This is a genomic window from Kluyvera sp. EC_51 (assembly GCF_019584505.1).
Classification (GTDB): Bacteria; Pseudomonadota; Gammaproteobacteria; order Enterobacterales; family Enterobacteriaceae; genus Kluyvera; species Kluyvera sichuanensis.
In genome coordinates this window covers 41,373-60,422 of the sequence record NZ_VDAG01000002.1, presented here as the reverse complement: position 1 = coordinate 60,422, position 19,050 = coordinate 41,373, and the positions used below count along the sequence as shown (strand labels likewise).

Here is a 19,050-nt window from a genome sequence, read left to right as displayed (position 1 = left end):
AATATAATGATGCAGGATTTGCGTCTGATATTAATCATTGTTGGCGCGATCGCCATACTTGCTTTACTGGTTCATGGTTTCTGGACGAGCCGTAAAGAGCGTTCATCGATGTTCCGCGATCGACCAATGAAGCGAATGAAGTCTCGTGATGCCGACGATGAGTCGGAAGACGATGCTGATGACAATGTTGAAGGCGTGGGTGAAGTTCGGGTCCACAAGGTCAATCACGCCCCTGGGGCAACTGGGGAGCATGAAGCCCCTCGTCACGCGCCTCAACACCAGTACCAGCCGCCTTATGAGCGTCAGGCGCCTCAGCCTGCGCGTGCGCCAGAGCCGGTACAGCAACCGCATGTGCAACAGCCTTATCAGCCTGCACAGCCCGCGCCGGTACCGCCGCCGCAGCCTGTTCAGCAGCCTCCGCGTCCGCCGGTTGTCGAACCTCAGCCGGTAGCTCAAGCGCCGCAGCATGTTGCTCAGCAGCCTGTAGCGCCTCAGGCTCCGCAGCCGGTAGAAGCGCCAGTCGCTCAGCCGGTGCAGCCAGAACCGGTTGCCGCACAGCCAGCGCCTGAACCTCCTCAGCCTGAGAAAAAAGAGCGTAAAGAGACGGTTATCGTCATGAACGTCTCCGCGCATCAGGGTACGCAGATTAACGGCGAACTGTTGTTGAATAGCATTCAGCAGGCCGGGTTTAAATTTGGTGATATGAATATTTTCCATCGTCATCTTAGCCCGGACGGCAGTGGACCGGCGTTGTTTAGCCTGGCCAATATGCTCAAGCCAGGCACCTTTGACCCGGAAACGATGGGCGAGATGGAAACCACTGGCGTGACCATTTTCATGCAGGTGCCGTCCTACGGCGATGAGCTGCAAAACTTCAAGCTGATGCTGCAGTCGGCGCAGTACATTGCCGACGAAGTGGGTGGTGTAGTGCTGGACGACCAGCGCCGCATGATGACCCCGCAAAAACTGCGTGAGTATCAGGACCGCATCCGCGAAGTTAAAGACGCCAACGCCTGATAGGCTCGCGCGTTTCCAATCTTTCCTGAACCCCCGCCTGTCGGGGGTTTTTTATCATTGATGGTGTGATATGCAACCTATAGAACAACAACTGAATGAACTGCGAGCGACGCTTCGCCATCATGAATATCTGTATCATGTTTTAGATACCCCGGAACTGCCGGACGCGGAGTATGACCGTCTGATGCGCGAACTGCGCGAGCTGGAAGCGCAGCACCCGGAGCTGATTACCTCCGACTCGCCCACGCAGCGGGTCGGCGCCGATCCGCTGGCGGCGTTCAGCCAGATTCGCCATGAAGTGCCGATGCTGTCGCTGGACAACGTCTTTGACGAAGAGAGCTTCCTTGCCTTTAACAAGCGCGTCCAGGACCGTCTCAAGAGTACGGATAAACTGACCTGGTGCTGTGAGCTAAAGCTGGACGGCCTGGCGGTCAGCATCCTCTATGAAAACGGCGTGTTCGTCAGCGCGGCGACGCGCGGTGACGGCACCACCGGCGAAGATATCACCTCGAATGTCCGTACTATTCGCGCTATTCCGCTGAAGCTGCGCGGAGAGAACATTCCGGCCCGTCTGGAAGTGCGCGGTGAAGTGTTTATGCCGCAGGCCGGGTTTGAAAAAATCAACGACGAAGCCCGTCGCACCGGTAACAAAGTGTTCGCTAACCCGCGTAACGCCGCCGCTGGCTCGCTGCGTCAGCTTGACCCGCGGATTACCGCGAAGCGACCGCTCACTTTCTTCTGCTACGGCGTGGGTGTGCTGGAAGGGGGCGAACTGCCGGATACCCATCTGGGGCGTTTGCTGCAGTTTAAAGAATGGGGGCTGCCGGTGAGCGACCGGGTCACGCTCTGTGACTCCCCGGAGGAAGTGCTCGCTTACTATCATAAAGTTGAAACCGATCGTCCTACGCTCGGTTTTGATATCGATGGCGTGGTGATCAAGGTGAACTCGCTGGCGTTGCAGGAACAGCTGGGCTTCGTAGCCCGCGCGCCGCGCTGGGCGGTGGCGTTTAAGTTCCCGGCGCAGGAGCAGATGACCTTTGTGCGCGACGTGGAGTTCCAGGTAGGGCGTACCGGGGCGATTACGCCAGTGGCGCGCCTGGAGCCGGTGCAGGTAGCCGGTGTGCTGGTCAGCAACGCGACGCTGCATAACGCCGATGAAATCGAGCGTCTTGGCCTGCGCATTGGTGACAAGGTGGTGATTCGCCGCGCGGGCGATGTGATTCCGCAGGTGGTCAACGTGGTGCTCTCTGAGCGCCCGGACGACACGCAGGAAATCGTCTTCCCGACTCATTGCCCGGTGTGTAACTCTGACGTAGAGCGCGTGGAAGGTGAAGCCGTAGCCCGCTGCACCGGTGGCCTTATCTGTGGTGCGCAGCGTAAAGAGGCGCTCAAGCACTTTGTCTCCCGTCGTGCGCTTGATGTCGACGGCATGGGCGACAAAATTATCGACCAGTTGGTGGAGAAGGAGTATGTCCATACTCCGGCCGATCTTTTCACCCTGACCGCTGGCAAGCTGACCGGGCTTGACCGTATGGGGCCAAAATCGGCGCAAAACGTCGTCAGCGCGCTGGAAAAAGCCAAACAGACCACCTTCGCTCGCTTCCTCTACGCGTTAGGTATTCGTGAAGTGGGCGAGGCAACGGCAGCCGGTCTGGCGGCCTACTTTGGTACGCTTGAAGCACTGGAAGCCGCTTCCATTGAAGAGCTGCAAAAGGTGCCGGACGTCGGCGTGGTGGTGGCAAATCACGTGTTCAACTTCTTTGCCGAAGAGAGCAACCGTAACGTGATTCAACAACTGCTGAAAGAGGGCGTGAACTGGCCTGCGCCGGTGGTGATCAACGCTGAAGAGATCGATAGCCCGTTTGCTGGTAAAACCGTGGTGCTGACCGGCAGCCTGAGCCAAATGTCCCGTGACGATGCCAAAGCGCGTCTGGTTGAGCTGGGGGCGAAAGTTGCCGGTAGCGTGTCGAAGAAGACCGATCTGGTGATTGCCGGTGAAGCCGCTGGCTCGAAGCTGGCGAAGGCGCAGGAGCTTGGCATTGCGGTGATTGACGAAGCCGAAATGCTGCGTCTGTTAGGAGTCTGAGGTGGATAAAGCGCAGCTGATTGAGATTGCCAACACCGAAATGCCGTTTGGTAAGTACAAAGGACGGCGGCTTATTGACGTGCCGGAAGAGTATCTGCTGTGGTTTGCCCGGAAGGATCAGTTTCCTGCCGGGCATCTTGGCGAGCTGATGCAACTGACGCTGCTCATCAAAACAGAAGGGCTGAGCCAGCTGGTTCAGCCCCTTAAGCGCTAGCTGCCTACGCGGGCCTGTTCTTTGGCCTGCAGTTTCTCGGCCTGCGCTTTGTAGCGACGGGCCAGAACCGCACAGGTCATCAGCTGAATCTGGTGGAAGATCATCAGCGGCAGCACCATCATCCCCAACACTGAGGTTGGGAAGAGAATATTGGCCATCGGAATACCGTTGGCCAGACTCTTTTTCGACCCACAGAAGACAATGGTAATCTCATCCGCCTTATTGAAGCCCAGCCGACGGGCAACCACGGTGTTAATCAGAATCACCAGCGCCAGCAGCACGATGCTCACCACCACGATAAACAGCAGTGACCCCACGCCTACCTTATGCCAGATACCGTTGACCACCGCTTCGCTGAAGGCGGAGTAGACCACCAGTAGAATCGAGGTCTGGTCGGTTTTGGCAATCCATTTTTTGTGTTTGGTTACAAACGCCGCGGTCCACGGGCGGGAAAGGTGCCCCAGCACAAACGGCAGCAGCAGCTGCAGCATGATTTTGCCTACCTGCTCAAGACTACCGCCCGCGCCGTGGACGTTCATCACCAGGCCAACCAGCAGCGGTGACAGGAAGATCCCCAGCAGGCTGGATGCCGACGCAGAGCACACTGCGGCGGCAACGTTACCGCCCGCCAGCGAAGTAAAAGCGATGGCCGACTGCACGGTAGCAGGCAGAATGCACAGATACAGGAAACCGGCATAAAGCTGTGGGTCGACGTTGATCGGCGCCCACCGGGCGAACAGCACGCCCAGCACCGGGAAGACCACAAAGGTGCTGCACATCACCCACAGATGCAGTCGCCAGTGGCTGCCGCCGGCAATAATCGACTCACGCGACAGCTTGGCGCCGTGCATAAAGAACAGCAGCGCGATAGCGGCGGTGGTCAGATTTTCAAAAAAGGGAACGAAGTCGCCGCGCGCTGGGAAGAAGGTCGCAAGCAGGACGACCGCAATAAGCGTCAGCGTAAACGGATCTAAAATGCGGAAAAGTTTCATAAAGACTCCTGAAGATCGATGCACACATTTTGCTTTTTTATTTTTGAGAAATAAAATTGATTTATTGCATCCATTCATGAATAAAACAGATGAATTACTCGCTGCGACAGTTGAAGGTGTTTGTAACGGTGGCCCAGGCGAAGAGTTTTAGCCGGGCAGGGGAAATAATCGGCCTGAGCCAGTCGGCGGTCAGCCACAGCGTAAAGGAGCTGGAGAGCCAGACCGGCGTCCGGTTGCTCGACCGCACCACGCGTGAAGTGGTGCTGACGGAAGCGGGGCAGCAGCTTGCCGCCCGCCTGGAACGGTTACTGGATGAGCTACAGGGCACGCTACGGGAAGCCGGGCGCACCGGGCAGCAGCTAAGTGGAACGGTCAGGGTGGCGGCCAGCCAGACGATTTCAGCGCATCTGATTCCGCAGTGCATTGCCCAAAGCAATCGCCGGTACCCGGACATTCGCTTTGTGCTGCACGACCGGCCGCAGCAGTGGGTGCTGGAGAGTATTCGTCAGGGGGACGTTGATTTCGGTATCGTTATCGATCCCGGCGTTGTGGGGGATTTGCAGTGCGAAACGGTGCTCTCTGAACCGTTCTTCTTGCTGTGCCGTAGCGATCACCCGTTTGCCGTTATGCCTGAGGTCGACTGGCAGGCGCTACAAGGGGCTAAGCTGGTGCTGCAGGATTACGCTTCCGGCAGCCGTATGTTGATTGATGCAGCGCTCCAGTTGCATCAGATTGAGGCGAATATCGTTCAGGAGATTGGTCACCCGGCGACGCTGTTCCCCATGGTAACGGCGGGCATCGGCATCAGCATTATTCCGGCGCTGGCGCTACCGTTGCCGGAGGGGAGCCCGCTAGTGGTGAAGCGGATGTCGCCGGGTGTAGAGCGCCAGCTGATGTTGGCGAGACGGAAAAATCGTTCGCTCTCCACCGCGGCTCAGGCGCTGTGGGACGTGGTACGGGAGCAAAGCCAGCAGCTAATGGATGAACGGCTACAGGACCCGCTGTATCAGACGTAAATATCAATCTGATGATCGTCGCTGGGCTTGTTCACGCCGGTGATGGCGGCAGAAGAGGCTTCCTGTTTTTCCTGCGCTTTTTCTGCCTGTTGATTCTGGAGTTGCGCCAGCTGTGCTTCCAGCATGGCGATCTGCTCCTGAATCATTTCGGCCTGCTTTTGCTTTTCTTCTGTGCTGCCGCTGCCGTCCGCAATCTCTTTAAGCTGCTGGGTTAGCTTAACGATCTGCTGGGTGATACGTGCCATTTGTGATGCCGCATCGTTACCGCTCGGCGCGGCAGTGCTGGTGGTGGTTTTTAGTGAAGCGATAGAGGGAGCGCTGATGGTGGTCATGGTGAACGCCTTATTGGGAGAAATATAAGGAGTATCGGCAGAATGGGGGGAGACTTGAGCTTTTCCCGGCGGCGCTGCGCTTGGCCGGGCTACATCGCCAAGCTGAACAAATCGCAGATAGCAAAAAAGCGCCTTTAGGGCGCTTTTTTACATTGGTGGGTCGTGCAGGATTCGAACCTGCGACCAATTGATTAAAAGTCAACTGCTCTACCAACTGAGCTAACGACCCGAAGTGGTGGGTGATGACGGGATCGAACCGCCGACCCCCTCCTTGTAAGGGAGGTGCTCTCCCAGCTGAGCTAATCACCCACTTCGGTACTTCAATTTTTAGTAAGAAATCCAGCTGGCGAGAAAGTGGTGGGTGATGACGGGATCGAACCGCCGACCCCCTCCTTGTAAGGGAGGTGCTCTCCCAGCTGAGCTAATCACCCACTTCTCAATTTCTTACTCTACACGGCGGAGACTACATAAAGTAGTTGGTGGGTGATGACGGGATCGAACCGCCGACCCCCTCCTTGTAAGGGAGGTGCTCTCCCAGCTGAGCTAATCACCCCCGCTGTGTGGAGTCGCATTATAGGGAGAGTTGAAAATGAGTCAACGCCTTTTATAAATAATTTATCTGTTCGTCGTAAAATTAGACGATATGATCGCAAAACACGCTATGGTGTATGAATTCTATGCAAAAAATGCAAACCACACGCTTGCGGTGGGAACAACCGAGTGGGAGTGATAGAATATTGCCCACTTCTATTTCCAGGATTTGCCGGTTGTCGGCATGTTTATAAACGTAAGGCCATTTCATGAAAATCAAAACTCGCTTCGCGCCTAGCCCGACTGGCTATCTGCACGTCGGCGGTGCTCGTACTGCTCTTTATTCCTGGCTTTTCGCACGTCACCATAAAGGTGAGTTTGTGCTGCGTATTGAAGACACCGATCTCGAGCGCTCAACGCCGGAAGCCATTGAAGCCATCATGGATGGTATGAACTGGCTGAATCTGGAGTGGGATGAAGGCCCGTACTATCAGACCAAACGTTTCGATCGCTACAACGCGGTAATTGATGAAATGCTGGAAGCAGGTACGGCATATAAATGCTACTGCTCCAAAGAGCGTCTGGAAGCGCTGCGCGAAGAGCAGATGGCCAACGGTGAGAAGCCGCGTTACGACGGTCGCTGCCGCCACGGTCACGAACATCATGCTGACGATGAGCCGTGCGTAGTGCGTTTTGCTAACCCGCAGGAAGGTTCCGTTATTTTTGACGACCAGATCCGTGGGCCAATTGAATTCAGCAACCAGGAACTGGACGATCTGATCATCCGCCGTACCGACGGTTCCCCAACCTACAACTTCTGCGTGGTTGTTGATGACTGGGATATGGAAATCACCCACGTTGTTCGCGGTGAAGACCATATCAACAACACCCCGCGTCAGATTAACATCCTGAAAGCGCTGAACGCGCCTGTGCCGGTTTACGCGCACGTGTCGATGATCAACGGCGACGACGGCAAAAAGCTGTCCAAACGTCACGGTGCGGTCAGCGTCATGCAGTATCGCGATGACGGCTACCTGCCGGAAGCGCTGCTGAACTATCTGGTGCGTCTGGGCTGGTCCCACGGCGACCAGGAGATCTTCACCCGTGAAGAGATGATCGAGTTCTTCTCTCTGGGTGCGGTCAGCAAGTCCGCTAGTGCGTTCAACACTGACAAACTGCAGTGGCTGAACCACCACTATATCAATACGATGGCGCCGGAATATGTGGCGACGCACCTGCAGTGGCACATTGAGCAGGAAAATATTGATACTCGCGTGGGTCCGCAGTTGAGCGAGCTGGTGAAACTGCTGGGTGAGCGCTGCAAAACGCTGAAAGAGATGGCGCAGAGCTGCCGTTACTTCTACGAAGACTTTGCAGAGTTCGATGCGGACGCCGCGAAGAAACACCTGCGTCCGGTTGCGCGTCAGCCGCTGGAAGTGGTACGTGATAAAATCTCCGCCATCACCGACTGGACCGCTGAAAACGTTCACCACGCGATTCAGGCAACCGCCGATGAGCTGGAAGTGGGCATGGGCAAAGTGGGTATGCCGCTGCGCGTTGCGGTGACCGGAGCAGGGCAGTCACCTGGCCTGGACGTGACCGTTCATGCGATCGGTAAATCCCGTAGCATCGAGCGCATCAACAAAGCGCTGGCGTTTATCGCTGAGCGTGAAAGTCAGCAGTAATCGGCGTTCAGATGTGAAAAAAGCGGGGGAACCCGCTTTTTTTATACCTTATCGTTCTGGTCGCCCAGCCCAAGTCGCGCCAGAAAACCGCAAATACCTTCACGGGCCAAAAGCCGACATAAGCGCTCTTGTTCCAGCGGCGTCATGTTGTTCTGCAATACGTCGCTAATTTGCCGCCAGACCGCATCTGAAGCATGTGCGGTGTAGCTGCCTGCGGGTTCATCAATTTGATTGTCGTTTGGCAACTGGCGGAAAGCCGGCGTATTCACCAGAAAATCCATCACCTCATCGGTAATAAAGATAAGCCGTGCGCGGCCGCCTTTAATGCCCGGCATCGGTTCGGTGTGCCAGTTTTTTTCACGAATCCAACGGTTGATGGTCTGCCGGGTCATCCCCAGCATCTCAGCCAGCTCTTCCGTGGACATTTTTGCGGGAAGTTTTTTCATAGACCGTGCTTAACCGCGAATTCCTAAACGTTGCAATAAACCGCTAATGCCTTCGCGTAGCAGCAGTGACGTGAGCTGTTTCTGCTCGGCCTCGGTCATTTCATCAACCAGTGTCAGCAGCAGCGTGTGGAAAGGATTGTCGCTACCGTTCACCGCATAGGGAGCCGAAGACTCAGAGGCGCGCTGGGCGCTATGGATGAATTCCATGACTTCGTCGTTAACGTGTACCAGACGGGCTTTTCCTCCCTGAACGCCGGGACGGGGTGACGTTTTCCAGCCCTCTTTACGCACCCATTTGTTGATGGTTTGTCGGCTGTATCCCGTCAGATGAGCAATCTCCTCCGGCGTCATTCGTTCCTTGAGCATACAATTTCCTGAGTCGCAGTGTGGGAATTACATGTCCATGTTATAGCATCGTTTTATGAGAAAACGTGACAGGTTTAACTCCAACCTGCGAGGAGGCGAGCAATATGGCGCGTTTGCCTGCTTTTTCAGCGATTAGAACTATTTCGCCTATTTTGCCGTTGACACTGTGTTAGGGAATTCATATTATGCCGCCCGTCAACACGACAGCTTTACGTTGGGGCTATAGCTCAGCTGGGAGAGCGCTTGCATGGCATGCAAGAGGTCAGCGGTTCGATCCCGCTTAGCTCCACCAAATCCTGCTCCCATCAGGTTTGGAACGTAAAGAAAATGTGGGGCTATAGCTCAGCTGGGAGAGCGCTTGCATGGCATGCAAGAGGTCAGCGGTTCGATCCCGCTTAGCTCCACCAAAATTCGAAACCCTCGCCTATGGCGGGGGTTTTTTGCTTTGTGGATGTGAACAAAAAAACAGCGTTTATATTATAAAAGGCATGCGTAGATCAGGATTTACTCAACTCGGTTTGCTTCGAATAATAACTACCAATAATATTTGAGCAGTCACTCTACGTACGATAAAGGATATCGGCAGATACGCATGACTGTGCAACGGAGTACCCCTATAAGGAAATTCATCCTGGCATTGGTTATTAGCCTGGTGATGATTCCTGTTTCTCGATATATCTCTCCGACCGCATTTTATGATGGTCACTCTGTATATCTGGCATGGTTACCGCTGAGCGTAATGATTGCGCTGATGATGCTGTTTGGCCGCCATGCTGTGCTGCCTCTGGCGCTAGGCTTTATCGCCACCAACTACTGGCAGCTGCACCTTTCACCTTTTGATTCATTAATATTGTTGTTCTGTCAGTTAACCGCAGTCTGTATTTCCAGCCTTATTCTATATTCCATTTTGGGGCGGCGTTGGCGTCATGGATTAGCTATTCATCATATTGGCTTACGTATTTTTTGGTTTGGTTTTGCGACGCCGATATTAGCTAAGGTTATGATGTATTTGGTGGGCGAGGTGACTATTGTTCCCGCCGTAATGTTTAGCTATTTTAATATAACCTCCGTTATTTATGCGATTGTTGATATTCAGGGGCTGGTTTGTGCATCCTTAATATTTACTAAACTATTCTATTATCCAATACGGATGTGCCTGAATACCCACTATGCAAGAGTATTCTGGCGTAAAAACATTGCGGGCTATACGGGGCTAAGGGGAAAATGCTTCGTTATCTCCTGGTTCCTCGCGTTGATTTGCATGCTGTTTTTCCTCTGTGCACCGTTCGGTGAGCGCTATTTTGCTGGTTATCTCGTCCCCATTATCTTTATCTTTTTCGCCTTCGGTATCAGCCAGCTGTCGTATCCGTTGATCGTTATGAGCTGGACGCTGTCCGCCTTTATGCTGGTGATGTACAACAAAAACTTCCTGCACGGTATCCAAACCCAATACTCGCTCTCATTTATCCTGTCGGCGCTGATCTCGTTTACCGTCTGTCTGCAATACATGCTGCAAATTTACCATCGCAGTAAACATCTCAAGCAGAAGTGGCACGAGCAAGCATTGATTGACCCGCTGACCGGGCTGCCTAACCTGCGAGCGCTAGAGGATTATATGAAAGTTCCTGGCGTAACCAGCGTCTGTTGCCTGCACATTAAGAACCTGGACTTCCTCAGCCGCCACTACGGCATGATGATGCGTATCCAGTGCAAGCGCAGCATCACCCAGGTGCTGCAGCCTAAGCTCGACAGCAATGAGAAGCTGTTTCAGCTGCCGGGCAATGAACTGCTGCTGGTGTTAAATGGACCAGACACCGAAGGGCGGCTCAACCATCTGGTGGATTTCCTGCTGCGCCAGGATATTCGCTGGAACAACACGCTCTTAACGCTGGAATATGGCATCTCGTGGGGCAGGGTGCGTACGCAGGACGATAATCTCTACCATACGCTTGGGCAGCTCAGTTGGTTGGCAGAGCAGGCAGGTGAAGAGAGCCAGATCTTGCAATTGGATAACGGTCAGGTGGAGGCTTTTGACGAAACCGGCGACCGCGTTGTGCTCCTCAACCGCATTAAAAGCGCGCTGGAGTGGGGAAACTTTGTCCTCTACGCGCAGCCTATCAGGAAGCCATCGGGTGAAGGGTACTATGAAATCCTCAGCCGATTGGTGGATGCTAACGGCATGGTGATGCCGGATAAATTTATCCCCATCCTGACGCAGTTCAACCTGAGCAAACGCTTCGACATGCAGGTGTTGGAAAACCTGTTCCGCTCACTGCCGGCGTTTCCGGGGCAGCGTTTTTCCGTCAACCTGATGCCCTACACATTGATGCATAAGGAGAGCGCCGCGGAAATCATTGCGCTGTTCCGACGCTACCGGGTTAAGGTTCAGCGCATCATTATTGAAATTACCGAAGAGCAGGCGTTTTCGAACTCGGATATCAGCATTCAGAATCTCAATAGATTACGGGAGTTCGGCTGCCAGATTGCGATTGATGACTTCGGCACCGGCTACGCCAACTATGAGCGCCTGAAGCGTCTTGAGGCCGATATCATCAAGATTGACGGCGCGTTTGTGCGTGACGTGCTCACTAACCCAATGGATGCGATGATTATTCGTTCCATCTGCGAACTGGCGGAGATGCAGGATCTGGAGGTTGTGGCGGAATATGTCGAGACCGAGGCGCAGCAGGCGCTGCTAATGGAGCTAGGTGTGGACTATATGCAGGGGTATCTCATTGATAAGCCAAGACCGCTTTGCGATATTGGCTATCAGACCGAGTCATAAATAAAAAGGGCCTGTAACAACGTTACAGGCCCTTTTTTAATGCGGGTAGATTACAGAACCAGTGCCGCGATAGAAGCGGACAGGACGCTCACCAGCGTAGAACCGTACACCAGCTTCAGACCGAAGCGGGAAACCACGTTACCCTGCTCTTCGTTCAGGCCTTTAATCGCGCCAGCGATGATACCGATAGAAGAGAAGTTAGCGAAGGAAACCAGGAATACGGAGATGATGCCGACCGCACGCGGGGAGAGTTCAGCGGCGACTTTCTGCAGATCCATCATGGCAACGAATTCGTTAGAAACCAGTTTGGTCGCCATGATACTACCCACCTGCAGGGATTCGCTTGCCGGTACACCCATAACCCATGCAACAGGATAGAAGATATAACCCAGAATGCCCTGGAAGGAGATGCTGTAGCCGAACCAACCAGTAACGGTCGCGAACAGGGCGTTCAGCGCGGCGATCAGGGCGATAAAGCCGATCAGCATGGCAGCAACGATAATCGCAACTTTGAAGCCTGCCAGAATGTATTCACCCAGCATTTCGAAGAAGCTCTGTCCTTCGTGCAGGTTAGACATCTGAATGTTCTCTTCGCTAGCATCCACGCGGTACGGGTTGATCAGCGACAGAACGATAAAGGTGCTGAACATGTTCAGTACCAGCGCCGCAACAACGAACTTCGGCTCCAGCATGGTCATGTAGGCGCCCACGATAGACATGGAAACGGTAGACATCGCCGTGGCCGACATGGTGTACATGCGGTTACGGGACATTTTGCCGAGGATATCTTTATAAGCGATGAAGTTTTCAGACTGGCCCAGAATCAGGGAGCTGACGGCGTTGAAAGATTCCAGTTTACCCATGCCGTTGATTTTAGACAGCACAGTACCAATCGCACGAATGATAATCGGCAGAATACGGATATGCTGCAGAATACCGATCAGCGCGGAGATGAAGACGATAGGGCAGAGCACCTTCAGGAAGAAGAAGGCCAGACCTTTATCGTTCATGCTGCCGAAGACGAAGTCGGTCCCGTTGTTCGCAAAACCAAGCAGTTTTTCGAACATTTCGGCAAAGCCGCGTACGAAACCCAGACCAATGTCAGAGTTCAGGAAGAACCATGCCAGTAAAACTTCAATGACAAGTAATTGAATAACATAACGAATGCGAATCTGTTTGCGGTTGGTGCTGACCAGCAAGGCCAGGATCCCTACCACAACGAGCGCGAGAACAAAATGCAAGACGCGGTCCATATTTGCTCCAAACATGAGACGGGTTAAATTTTCTTGCACATTCTATGTAACATCATTAAATAAAACGAGATCTCCATCCCACTATATTTAGTTCCTGTGAGCAAACTCAAAATTAGTGATCAAAGATACATTTTTGTGATGTTAAGTAAATGTATGAAAAGTTCCCTTGTTGTACTACTCTCATCTTAAGCGTACACCAAACCCCCGCAACCTCCAGTCTGGCGATTGATTCCGGCTATCAGAGCAATCATTATCATCTTTTACAAATGAACTTGATAATCATTCGCATTCTGTTAGCCTGAAACATAGCAAAGGCTATGTTTTTGAGGCAGACCATGACAAACAGTCGCGTTGAGAGTAACACCGGTCGTGCAGCGCGCCGTATGCGGCTAGCGCTGATGGGGCCCGCATTTATTGCCGCCATCGGCTACATCGATCCCGGCAACTTTGCCACCAACATTCAGGCAGGGGCGAGCTTCGGCTATCAGTTGTTGTGGGTTGTCGTCTGGGCGAACCTGATGGCGATGCTGATTCAGGTGCTGTCCGCGAAGCTCGGCATTGCCACGGGGAAAAACCTGGCGGAGCAGATTCGCGACCATTATCCGCGCCCGGTGGTCTGGTTTTACTGGGTGCAGGCGGAAATCATCGCTATGGCAACCGATCTGGCAGAATTTATCGGTGCAGCAATCGGCTTTAAGCTGATTCTCGGCGTTTCGCTGCTGCAAGGTGCGGTGCTGACGGGGGTTGCCACCTACCTGATTCTGATGCTGCAGCGCCGTGGGCAAAAGCCGCTGGAAAAAGTGATTGGCGGCCTGCTGCTATTTGTGGCGGCAGCCTATATCGTTGAGCTGGTTTTTTCCCAGCCACAGATGGCACCGCTCGCGAAAGGGATGATTATTCCGTCGCTGCCTAACTCCGAAGCGGTGTTCCTCGCGGCGGGCGTGCTGGGTGCGACTATCATGCCGCACGTTATTTATCTGCACTCATCTCTGACTCAGCATCTGCATGGCGGCAGCGCCAAAGAGCGCTATCACGCCACGCGCTGGGATGTGGCGATCGCCATGACCATTGCTGGTTTTGTGAACCTGGCGATGATGGCGACGGCGGCAGCGGCGTTCCACTTCCACGGTCACACCGGCATTGCCGACCTTGATGAGGCATATCTCACCCTCGAACCGTTGCTGAGCCATGCGGCAGCAACTATCTTCGGCCTGAGTCTGGTGGCGGCGGGGCTCTCCTCCACGGTGGTTGGGACGCTGGCAGGTCAGGTGGTGATGCAGGGCTTTATTCGCTTCCACATTCCGCTGTGGTTCCGTCGTGCGGTGACGATGCTGCCGTCATTTATTGTGATTCTGATGGGGCTCGACCCAACGCGTATTCTGGTGATGAGCCAGGTGCTGCTAAGCTTCGGCATCGCGCTGGCGCTGGTGCCGTTGCTGATTTTCACCAGCAATCGTCAGTTGATGGGCGAACTGGTCAACACGCTGTGGATTAAACGGATTGGCTGGGTGATTGTGGCGATTGTGGTAGCGCTGAATGGGTGGCTGCTGCTGGGAACGTTGATGTAATAAACCCGCTTGTCCGGGCTACTTTTGATGTGTAGCCCGGACGAGCGCAGCGACTCCGGGAAAGTATCAGTGATGATGCCCGTGTCCATGGCCACGACCGCGCCCACGATGATCGTCGCGGTCGCTCCAGCCTTCACGATAGCCGCGCTCATAGGCTTTGCGGTTATCCCAACCGCGGTGCCAGCCGTTATCGCGGTGATACCAGTTACGATGCCAGTAATCACGATCGCGCCAGCGACCGCCGTCCCAGTAATTACCGTAATTATCGCGATCGCCAATTTGTAATTTTACGGATGGCAGCAGGGTGATTTCACCAGCATTCGCGAACATCGGGGCCGATGCCATCAACACTGCCGCCAGAATCAGTGACCTGAACATACTTCTCTCCTATACGATCGTGGCCTGTAAGGCCTGTTAACGCAATATTACAATTCGGTAAATGCCGCGATTATTGGGGTAACTCTTAAATCGTCAGGAGAGAGCACTTTTTGCTAAAGTCGCCGTTATTTTATACTGCGCAGAATACTATCGATGGTTTCGCTTTCCTCAGCGCTGAAATGCCGATTGCTCAGCATGCCCACTGCATCATCAAGCTGCGCGGTTTTGCTGGCACCAATCAACACCGACGTCACCGCCTGTTGGCGTAAAACCCACGCCAGCGCCATCTGCGATAGCTTCTGACCACGCTGCTCTGCGATAGCGTTAAGCTGGCGTACGGCTTCCAGCTTGCCGTCGGTCAACTGCTCTGGCTTCAGGAAGATGCTGCCGCTAGCGGCACGGGAGTCTGCCGGAATGCCGTGCAGGTAACGATCGGTCAGTTGCCCGCCCGCTAACGGTGAGAAGGCGATACAGCCGACGCCTTCCTGCTGGAGTACCTGAAGCAGGCCATTTTCAGGGCTTCGCTCAAGCATTGAATACTTCGGCTGGTGAATAAGACACGGCGTACCGAGGTCGTTCAGCATCGCAATAGCCTGACTTGCCAGTTCGGCCGGGTAGTTGGAAAGCCCGATGTACAGTGCCTTGCCCTGACGAACGATATGATCCAACGCTCGCATGGTTTCCAGCAGCGGCGTTTCCGGGTCCGGGCGGTGGTGATAGAAGATATCGACGTACTCAAGCCCCATCCGCTTCAGACTCTGATCGAGGCTTGAAATCAGATATTTACGTGAACCCCAGTCGCCATACGGCCCGTCCCACATGGTATAACCGGCTTTGCTGGAGATAATCAGCTCATCGCGGTAAGGCAGGAAATTTTCCCGCAGGATGCGGCCAAAGTTGCTTTCAGCAGAGCCTGGAGGCGGCCCGTAGTTGTTGGCGAGATCGAAATGGGTGATCCCAAGGTCGAACGCGTGTTGCAGCAGTTGGCGGCTGTTTTCTACTCGCGTTTCATCGCCAAAGTTGTGCCACAGCCCCAACGAAACGGCCGGCAGCTTGAGGCCGCTATTGCCGCAGCGCTGAAACGTCATGGTCTCATAACGCGTCGGGCTTGCCTTGTAAACCATTGTGTCCTCCAGATTATCCGGTTGTGTATACGCTTACACTAGCGAATGTCCACCGACTCGTACACTCCTGAAATCTGTAAAAATTGCTTTCCAGGGGACTTTTTGACGAAATCTGGACAGCCTTAACACTTCCTCAATACTCAAAGAATACTGACTGGAGGAGGTGCATGATGACAACGTCCTATACCGTGGCAGATTATCTGCTTGACCGCCTCGCCGACTGTGGCGTTGACCACCTGTTTGGCGTCCCCGGAGACTACAACCTCCAGTTCCTCGACCATGTTATCGCGCACCGACAGATTCGCTGGGTCGGCTGCGCGAACGAACTCAACGCCGCCTACGCCGCCGATGGCTACGCGCGGATGCAGGGCTGCGGCGCGCTGCTCACCACCTTCGGCGTCGGTGAACTGAGTGCGCTGAACGGGGTAGCGGGGAGCTTTGCTGAACACGTTCCTGTTCTGCATATTGTCGGTGCCCCCTGTACCGGTGCTCAGCAGCGACGTGAGTGTTTACACCACACGTTGGGTGATGGCAATTTCGATCGTTTTCGCCAGATGAGCGCGCCTATCTCGGTAGCGCAGGGCGTGCTGGATGCCGCTAACGCCCGCGATGAAATTGACCGCGTGCTGCGCGATATTCTGCACTACAGCCGTCCTGGCTATCTGCTGTTGCCTGCGGATATCGCCGCGCTGCCAACCTCTCCTCCTGTAAACGCTCTCACGGCAAAACCTACGCCGGTTGACTCGACTGAACTGACCGATTTTGTTTCGCACGCCCGCGCGTTGTTGAATGACCGCCGCCGTGTCTCGCTGCTGGCCGATGTGCTTGCCCTACGCTTTGGTCTGCAATCGACGCTAAACAAATGGATGGATGCGCTACCGATCCCTCACGCGACCATGCTGATGGGCAAAGGGCTATTTAATGAGACGCATGCTGGGTTTGTGGGCACTTACAGCGGTGGAGCCAGCCAGCCGGAAACGCGAGCCGCAATAGAAGATGCGGAGGTTATTTTTTGCATCGGCACCTGTTTTACTGACACGATCACGGCGGGCTTTACCCACCAGATTCCGGCAGAAAAATCGATTGAAATCCAGCCTTTTGCCGCGCGGGTAGGGAAACGCTGGTTTAGCGGGATAGGCATGCAGGAGGCGGTGAATGCGCTTATTGCGCTGAGCCGTGACTTTTCCGCGCAGTGGCAAATTCAGCCCCCTCGGGCGCAGAAAACGACGGCGGCGGATACCGGTCAGCTAACCCAGCGCCATTTCTGGCAAACTCTGGATAAATATCTGATGCCGCACGATATTATACTGGGTGACCAGGGGACGGCGGCATTCGGGCTTGCTGACCTGACGCTCCCGCAGGGGGCCAGCCTGATCGTGCAGCCGCTGTGGGGATCGATTGGCTACACGCTGCCAGCCGCGTTTGGCGCGCAAACCTCGCAGCCGGAGCGGCGCGTGGTGCTGGTGGTGGGTGACGGGGCCGCGCAGCTGACGATTCAGGAGCTCAGCTCAATGCTGCGCGATGGGCTGAAGCCGTTGATTCTGCTGCTGAATAATGAAGGCTACACGGTCGAACGGGCTATTCATGGCCCGGAAGAACGCTATAACGATATTAGCCTATGGAACTGGACCCAACTGCCGCAAGCACTCAACCTGGATTGCCAGGCCGAATGCTGGAAAGTGAGCAACGTCTCGCAGCTTAGCGACGCGCTGGCGCGCGCCGCCCACCGGGACAGGCTGACCCTGCTTGAGGTGATGCTGCCGAAAATGGATATTCCGCCGCTGTTAAAAGCGGTCACCCAGGCGCTAGAGGCGCGTAACAACAGCCATTAATCCTTACGTTTGCGCGGCACCATCATTGTGGGTTTCCCCGCCAGCAGGAGCCAGGCGGGGAGCATCACGATGCACAGCAGCGGCAGCAGCGTGGTATCTGGCACCACCACGGCAGCCATAAACAGGCTCAGCCAGGCATCGCGAGTGACCACTAACACCAGCCCCAGAATAGCGCAGGAGACGGTAATCGCCGCCGGAACGGCATCCACGTGCGCGTGCAGCATCAGCCCCAGCGCCACCGCGACAAATACCGCCGGGAAGATGCGCCCTCCTCGGAAGCCGCAGGCGGCAGCCACGACCAGCGCCGCCAGCTTGCTGAGCGCAAACAGCATATAGTCGCCTGCGCCGAAGCTCTGACCTGCGGTCAACCGCTGCATCTCATCCAGCCCTTTAAACAGGGTGATTGGCCCGCCAACGGTGCCGATAATCCCCAGCACAAAACCGCCGACGCCGAGGATCAATACCGGATGTTTCAATCGGTGCATCAGCGCGTGCAGATGCGGCAGGCACCAGACGGCGACCATACCGACGGCGATAGCAAAGACGGCGACAATCGCCCCGCTGAAAATATCGACGATGCGCAGCGTCTGGTAATGCTCAATCGGCAGTGAAAACTGCGGATGAAAGAATACGCCGGTGGTTAATGCCCCGGCGGCGGCGGCCAGCAGCGGCGCAAACAGGCGGTCCCACAGCGGTGATTCGTTATTGCTGGTTAACGTCTGGGTGAAAATCAGCGCGGCGGCAACCGGAGTGCCAAACAGTGCGCCGATGGTGCCCGCTGCGGCGAGAATGGTCCAGTCCAGCGAGCTGACACGCGGGAAGAAGCGTGCGCCCAACGCAACCGCCAGCGCGATGTTCACCGACATAATCGGGTGCTCAGGGCCGAGGCTAACCCCGCCCGCCAGGCCGATAATTAACGCAATGACCAGTCCCGGTAGATGTGAAGGGGGAACTGCCGCGCCAATTAACGGTTCGCTGGCCGGATCCGGCCCGGCATGACCGGGGCTATAGCGAATGACCAGACCGACGGCGATGCCGGTCAGGGTCAGCATCAGGATTATCCAAAAAGGGGAGTCAAAGGCCACGCCGAACGTCGCGGGCAGATTGCGCCACAGCAGATGTTGCAGCACGGCGGCAATTTTCATCACCACAATTAAAAGCAGGCTCGAGGCGATACCGATCAGCACCGCGGGAATAGAGAGCAACAACATCGTTCTGGCTCGCGGGTGGAGCATGTTTTTATCCTTTTGACTGAATGCTGAGGTTACTTTGCATTTTCCGGCGTTTACGTTCAGCGCAAATGATGCTGAAACGATACGGCGCGATAGCGCATCCGGCCTTTGCATCTGATAAGAATGAGGCAAAAAATGTGACCGGGATCGATAATCCTGGGGTGCTCACACAAACGTCATTGTCGTGAAAGCG

16 protein-coding genes and 6 tRNA genes are annotated in these 19,050 nt (G+C 55.0%); 10 read left to right on the top strand and 12 right to left on the bottom strand.

Translation table 11 applies throughout. The features are described 5' to 3' along the window. Window positions 1–6 precede the first annotated feature (6 nt). The 3 genes from zipA to FHC49_RS00655 all read left to right on the top strand — a co-directional run bounded on the left by zipA (window position 7) and on the right by FHC49_RS00655 (window position 3,317). Entirely contained in the window at window positions 7–1,017 is a 1,011-nt protein-coding gene (gene zipA / locus FHC49_RS00665; protein WP_220438248.1) for a cell division protein ZipA, read from the top strand. 70 nt (window positions 1,018–1,087) lie between these two features. Continuing rightward, window positions 1,088–3,103, top strand: coding sequence for an NAD-dependent DNA ligase LigA (gene ligA / locus FHC49_RS00660; RefSeq protein ID WP_220438247.1), 2,016 nt, complete (start codon window positions 1,088–1,090; stop codon window positions 3,101–3,103). A gap of 1 nt (window position 3,104) precedes the next feature. After that, window positions 3,105–3,317 (top strand): DUF3820 family protein, encoded by a 213-nt coding sequence (locus FHC49_RS00655; RefSeq protein WP_035896906.1) that lies wholly within the window; start codon window positions 3,105–3,107, stop codon window positions 3,315–3,317. Here FHC49_RS00655 and FHC49_RS00650 read toward each other — a convergent pair. Beyond that, the gene (locus FHC49_RS00650; protein WP_220438246.1) at window positions 3,314–4,309 is read right to left on the bottom strand and encodes a bile acid:sodium symporter family protein; all 996 of its coding nucleotides are present in this window, start codon (window positions 4,307–4,309) and stop codon (window positions 3,314–3,316) included. The genes FHC49_RS00655 and FHC49_RS00650 overlap by 4 nt on opposite strands. 89 nt (window positions 4,310–4,398) lie before the next feature. On the opposite strand from FHC49_RS00650, the gene FHC49_RS00645 reads away from it, so the two are divergent. After that, entirely contained in the window at window positions 4,399–5,325 is a 927-nt protein-coding gene (locus tag FHC49_RS00645; RefSeq protein ID WP_185669919.1) for a LysR family transcriptional regulator, read from the top strand. On the opposite strand, the gene FHC49_RS00640 is transcribed toward FHC49_RS00645, so the two are convergent. From FHC49_RS00640 to FHC49_RS00620, 5 genes are all read right to left on the bottom strand, one after another. Then, on the bottom strand, window positions 5,316–5,657 hold the full coding sequence (locus FHC49_RS00640; protein ID WP_185669920.1) for a FlxA-like family protein: 342 nt from the start codon (window positions 5,655–5,657) through the stop codon (window positions 5,316–5,318). The two genes, FHC49_RS00645 and FHC49_RS00640, sit on opposite strands and share 10 nt — an antisense overlap. Before the next feature lie 153 nt (window positions 5,658–5,810). Beyond that, a tRNA-Lys gene (locus tag FHC49_RS00635) sits at window positions 5,811–5,886 on the bottom strand. Window positions 5,887–5,890: 4 nt separating this feature from the next. Continuing rightward, a tRNA-Val gene (locus FHC49_RS00630) sits at window positions 5,891–5,966 on the bottom strand. Between the two features lie 46 nt (window positions 5,967–6,012). Next, window positions 6,013–6,088, bottom strand: a tRNA-Val gene (locus FHC49_RS00625). Between the two features lie 46 nt (window positions 6,089–6,134). After that, a tRNA-Val gene (locus FHC49_RS00620) sits at window positions 6,135–6,210 on the bottom strand. Window positions 6,211–6,457: 247 nt separating this feature from the next. Here FHC49_RS00620 and gltX point away from each other — a divergent pair. After that, entirely contained in the window at window positions 6,458–7,873 is a 1,416-nt protein-coding gene (gene gltX, locus FHC49_RS00615; RefSeq protein WP_185669497.1) for a glutamate--tRNA ligase, read from the top strand. 41 nt (window positions 7,874–7,914) lie between these two features. On the opposite strand, the gene FHC49_RS00610 is transcribed toward gltX, so the two are convergent. Further along, on the bottom strand, window positions 7,915–8,319 hold the full coding sequence (locus FHC49_RS00610) for a YfeC-like transcriptional regulator (protein ID WP_185669498.1): 405 nt from the start codon (window positions 8,317–8,319) through the stop codon (window positions 7,915–7,917). A 9-nt stretch (window positions 8,320–8,328) separates the two neighbouring features. Then, complete coding sequence (locus tag FHC49_RS00605; protein ID WP_185669499.1) at window positions 8,329–8,685, bottom strand: YfeC-like transcriptional regulator; 357 nt, start codon at window positions 8,683–8,685, stop codon at window positions 8,329–8,331. Window positions 8,686–8,901: 216 nt separating this feature from the next. On the opposite strand from FHC49_RS00605, the gene FHC49_RS00600 reads away from it, so the two are divergent. From FHC49_RS00600 to FHC49_RS00590, 3 genes are all read left to right on the top strand, one after another. After that, window positions 8,902–8,977, top strand: a tRNA-Ala gene (locus FHC49_RS00600). 39 nt (window positions 8,978–9,016) lie between these two features. Beyond that, window positions 9,017–9,092, top strand: a tRNA-Ala gene (locus tag FHC49_RS00595). A 185-nt stretch (window positions 9,093–9,277) separates the two neighbouring features. Next, window positions 9,278–11,470, top strand: a complete 2,193-nt coding sequence (locus tag FHC49_RS00590; RefSeq protein ID WP_185669500.1) for an EAL domain-containing protein — start codon at window positions 9,278–9,280, stop codon at window positions 11,468–11,470. A gap of 50 nt (window positions 11,471–11,520) precedes the next feature. Here FHC49_RS00590 and FHC49_RS00585 read toward each other — a convergent pair whose 3' ends face one another. Further along, complete coding sequence (locus FHC49_RS00585; protein WP_185669501.1) at window positions 11,521–12,723, bottom strand: NupC/NupG family nucleoside CNT transporter; 1,203 nt, start codon at window positions 12,721–12,723, stop codon at window positions 11,521–11,523. 335 nt (window positions 12,724–13,058) lie between these two features. Between FHC49_RS00585 and FHC49_RS00580 the strand changes: the two genes are divergently transcribed. Then, window positions 13,059–14,291 (top strand): Nramp family divalent metal transporter, encoded by a 1,233-nt coding sequence (locus FHC49_RS00580; protein WP_185669502.1) that lies wholly within the window; start codon window positions 13,059–13,061, stop codon window positions 14,289–14,291. Between the two features lie 66 nt (window positions 14,292–14,357). Here the strand turns inward: FHC49_RS00580 and FHC49_RS00575 are convergent, their stop codons facing one another. Together FHC49_RS00575 and FHC49_RS00570 are read right to left on the bottom strand one after the other, a co-directional pair. Next, window positions 14,358–14,669, bottom strand: a complete 312-nt coding sequence (locus tag FHC49_RS00575; protein WP_185669503.1) for a DUF2502 domain-containing protein — start codon at window positions 14,667–14,669, stop codon at window positions 14,358–14,360. Between the two features lie 125 nt (window positions 14,670–14,794). Continuing rightward, complete coding sequence (locus tag FHC49_RS00570) at window positions 14,795–15,793, bottom strand: aldo/keto reductase (RefSeq protein WP_220438245.1); 999 nt, start codon at window positions 15,791–15,793, stop codon at window positions 14,795–14,797. Between the two features lie 170 nt (window positions 15,794–15,963). Here FHC49_RS00570 and FHC49_RS00565 point away from each other — a divergent pair, with 170 nt between their 5' ends. After that, window positions 15,964–17,625: an alpha-keto acid decarboxylase family protein gene (locus FHC49_RS00565; protein WP_220438346.1), complete on the top strand. Its 1,662-nt coding sequence runs from the start codon at window positions 15,964–15,966 to the stop codon at window positions 17,623–17,625. Here the strand turns inward: FHC49_RS00565 and FHC49_RS00560 are convergent. Then, window positions 17,622–18,860 (bottom strand): ion channel protein, encoded by a 1,239-nt coding sequence (locus FHC49_RS00560; protein WP_220438244.1) that lies wholly within the window; start codon window positions 18,858–18,860, stop codon window positions 17,622–17,624. The genes FHC49_RS00565 and FHC49_RS00560 overlap by 4 nt on opposite strands. Between the last annotated feature and the right edge of the window lie 190 nt (window positions 18,861–19,050).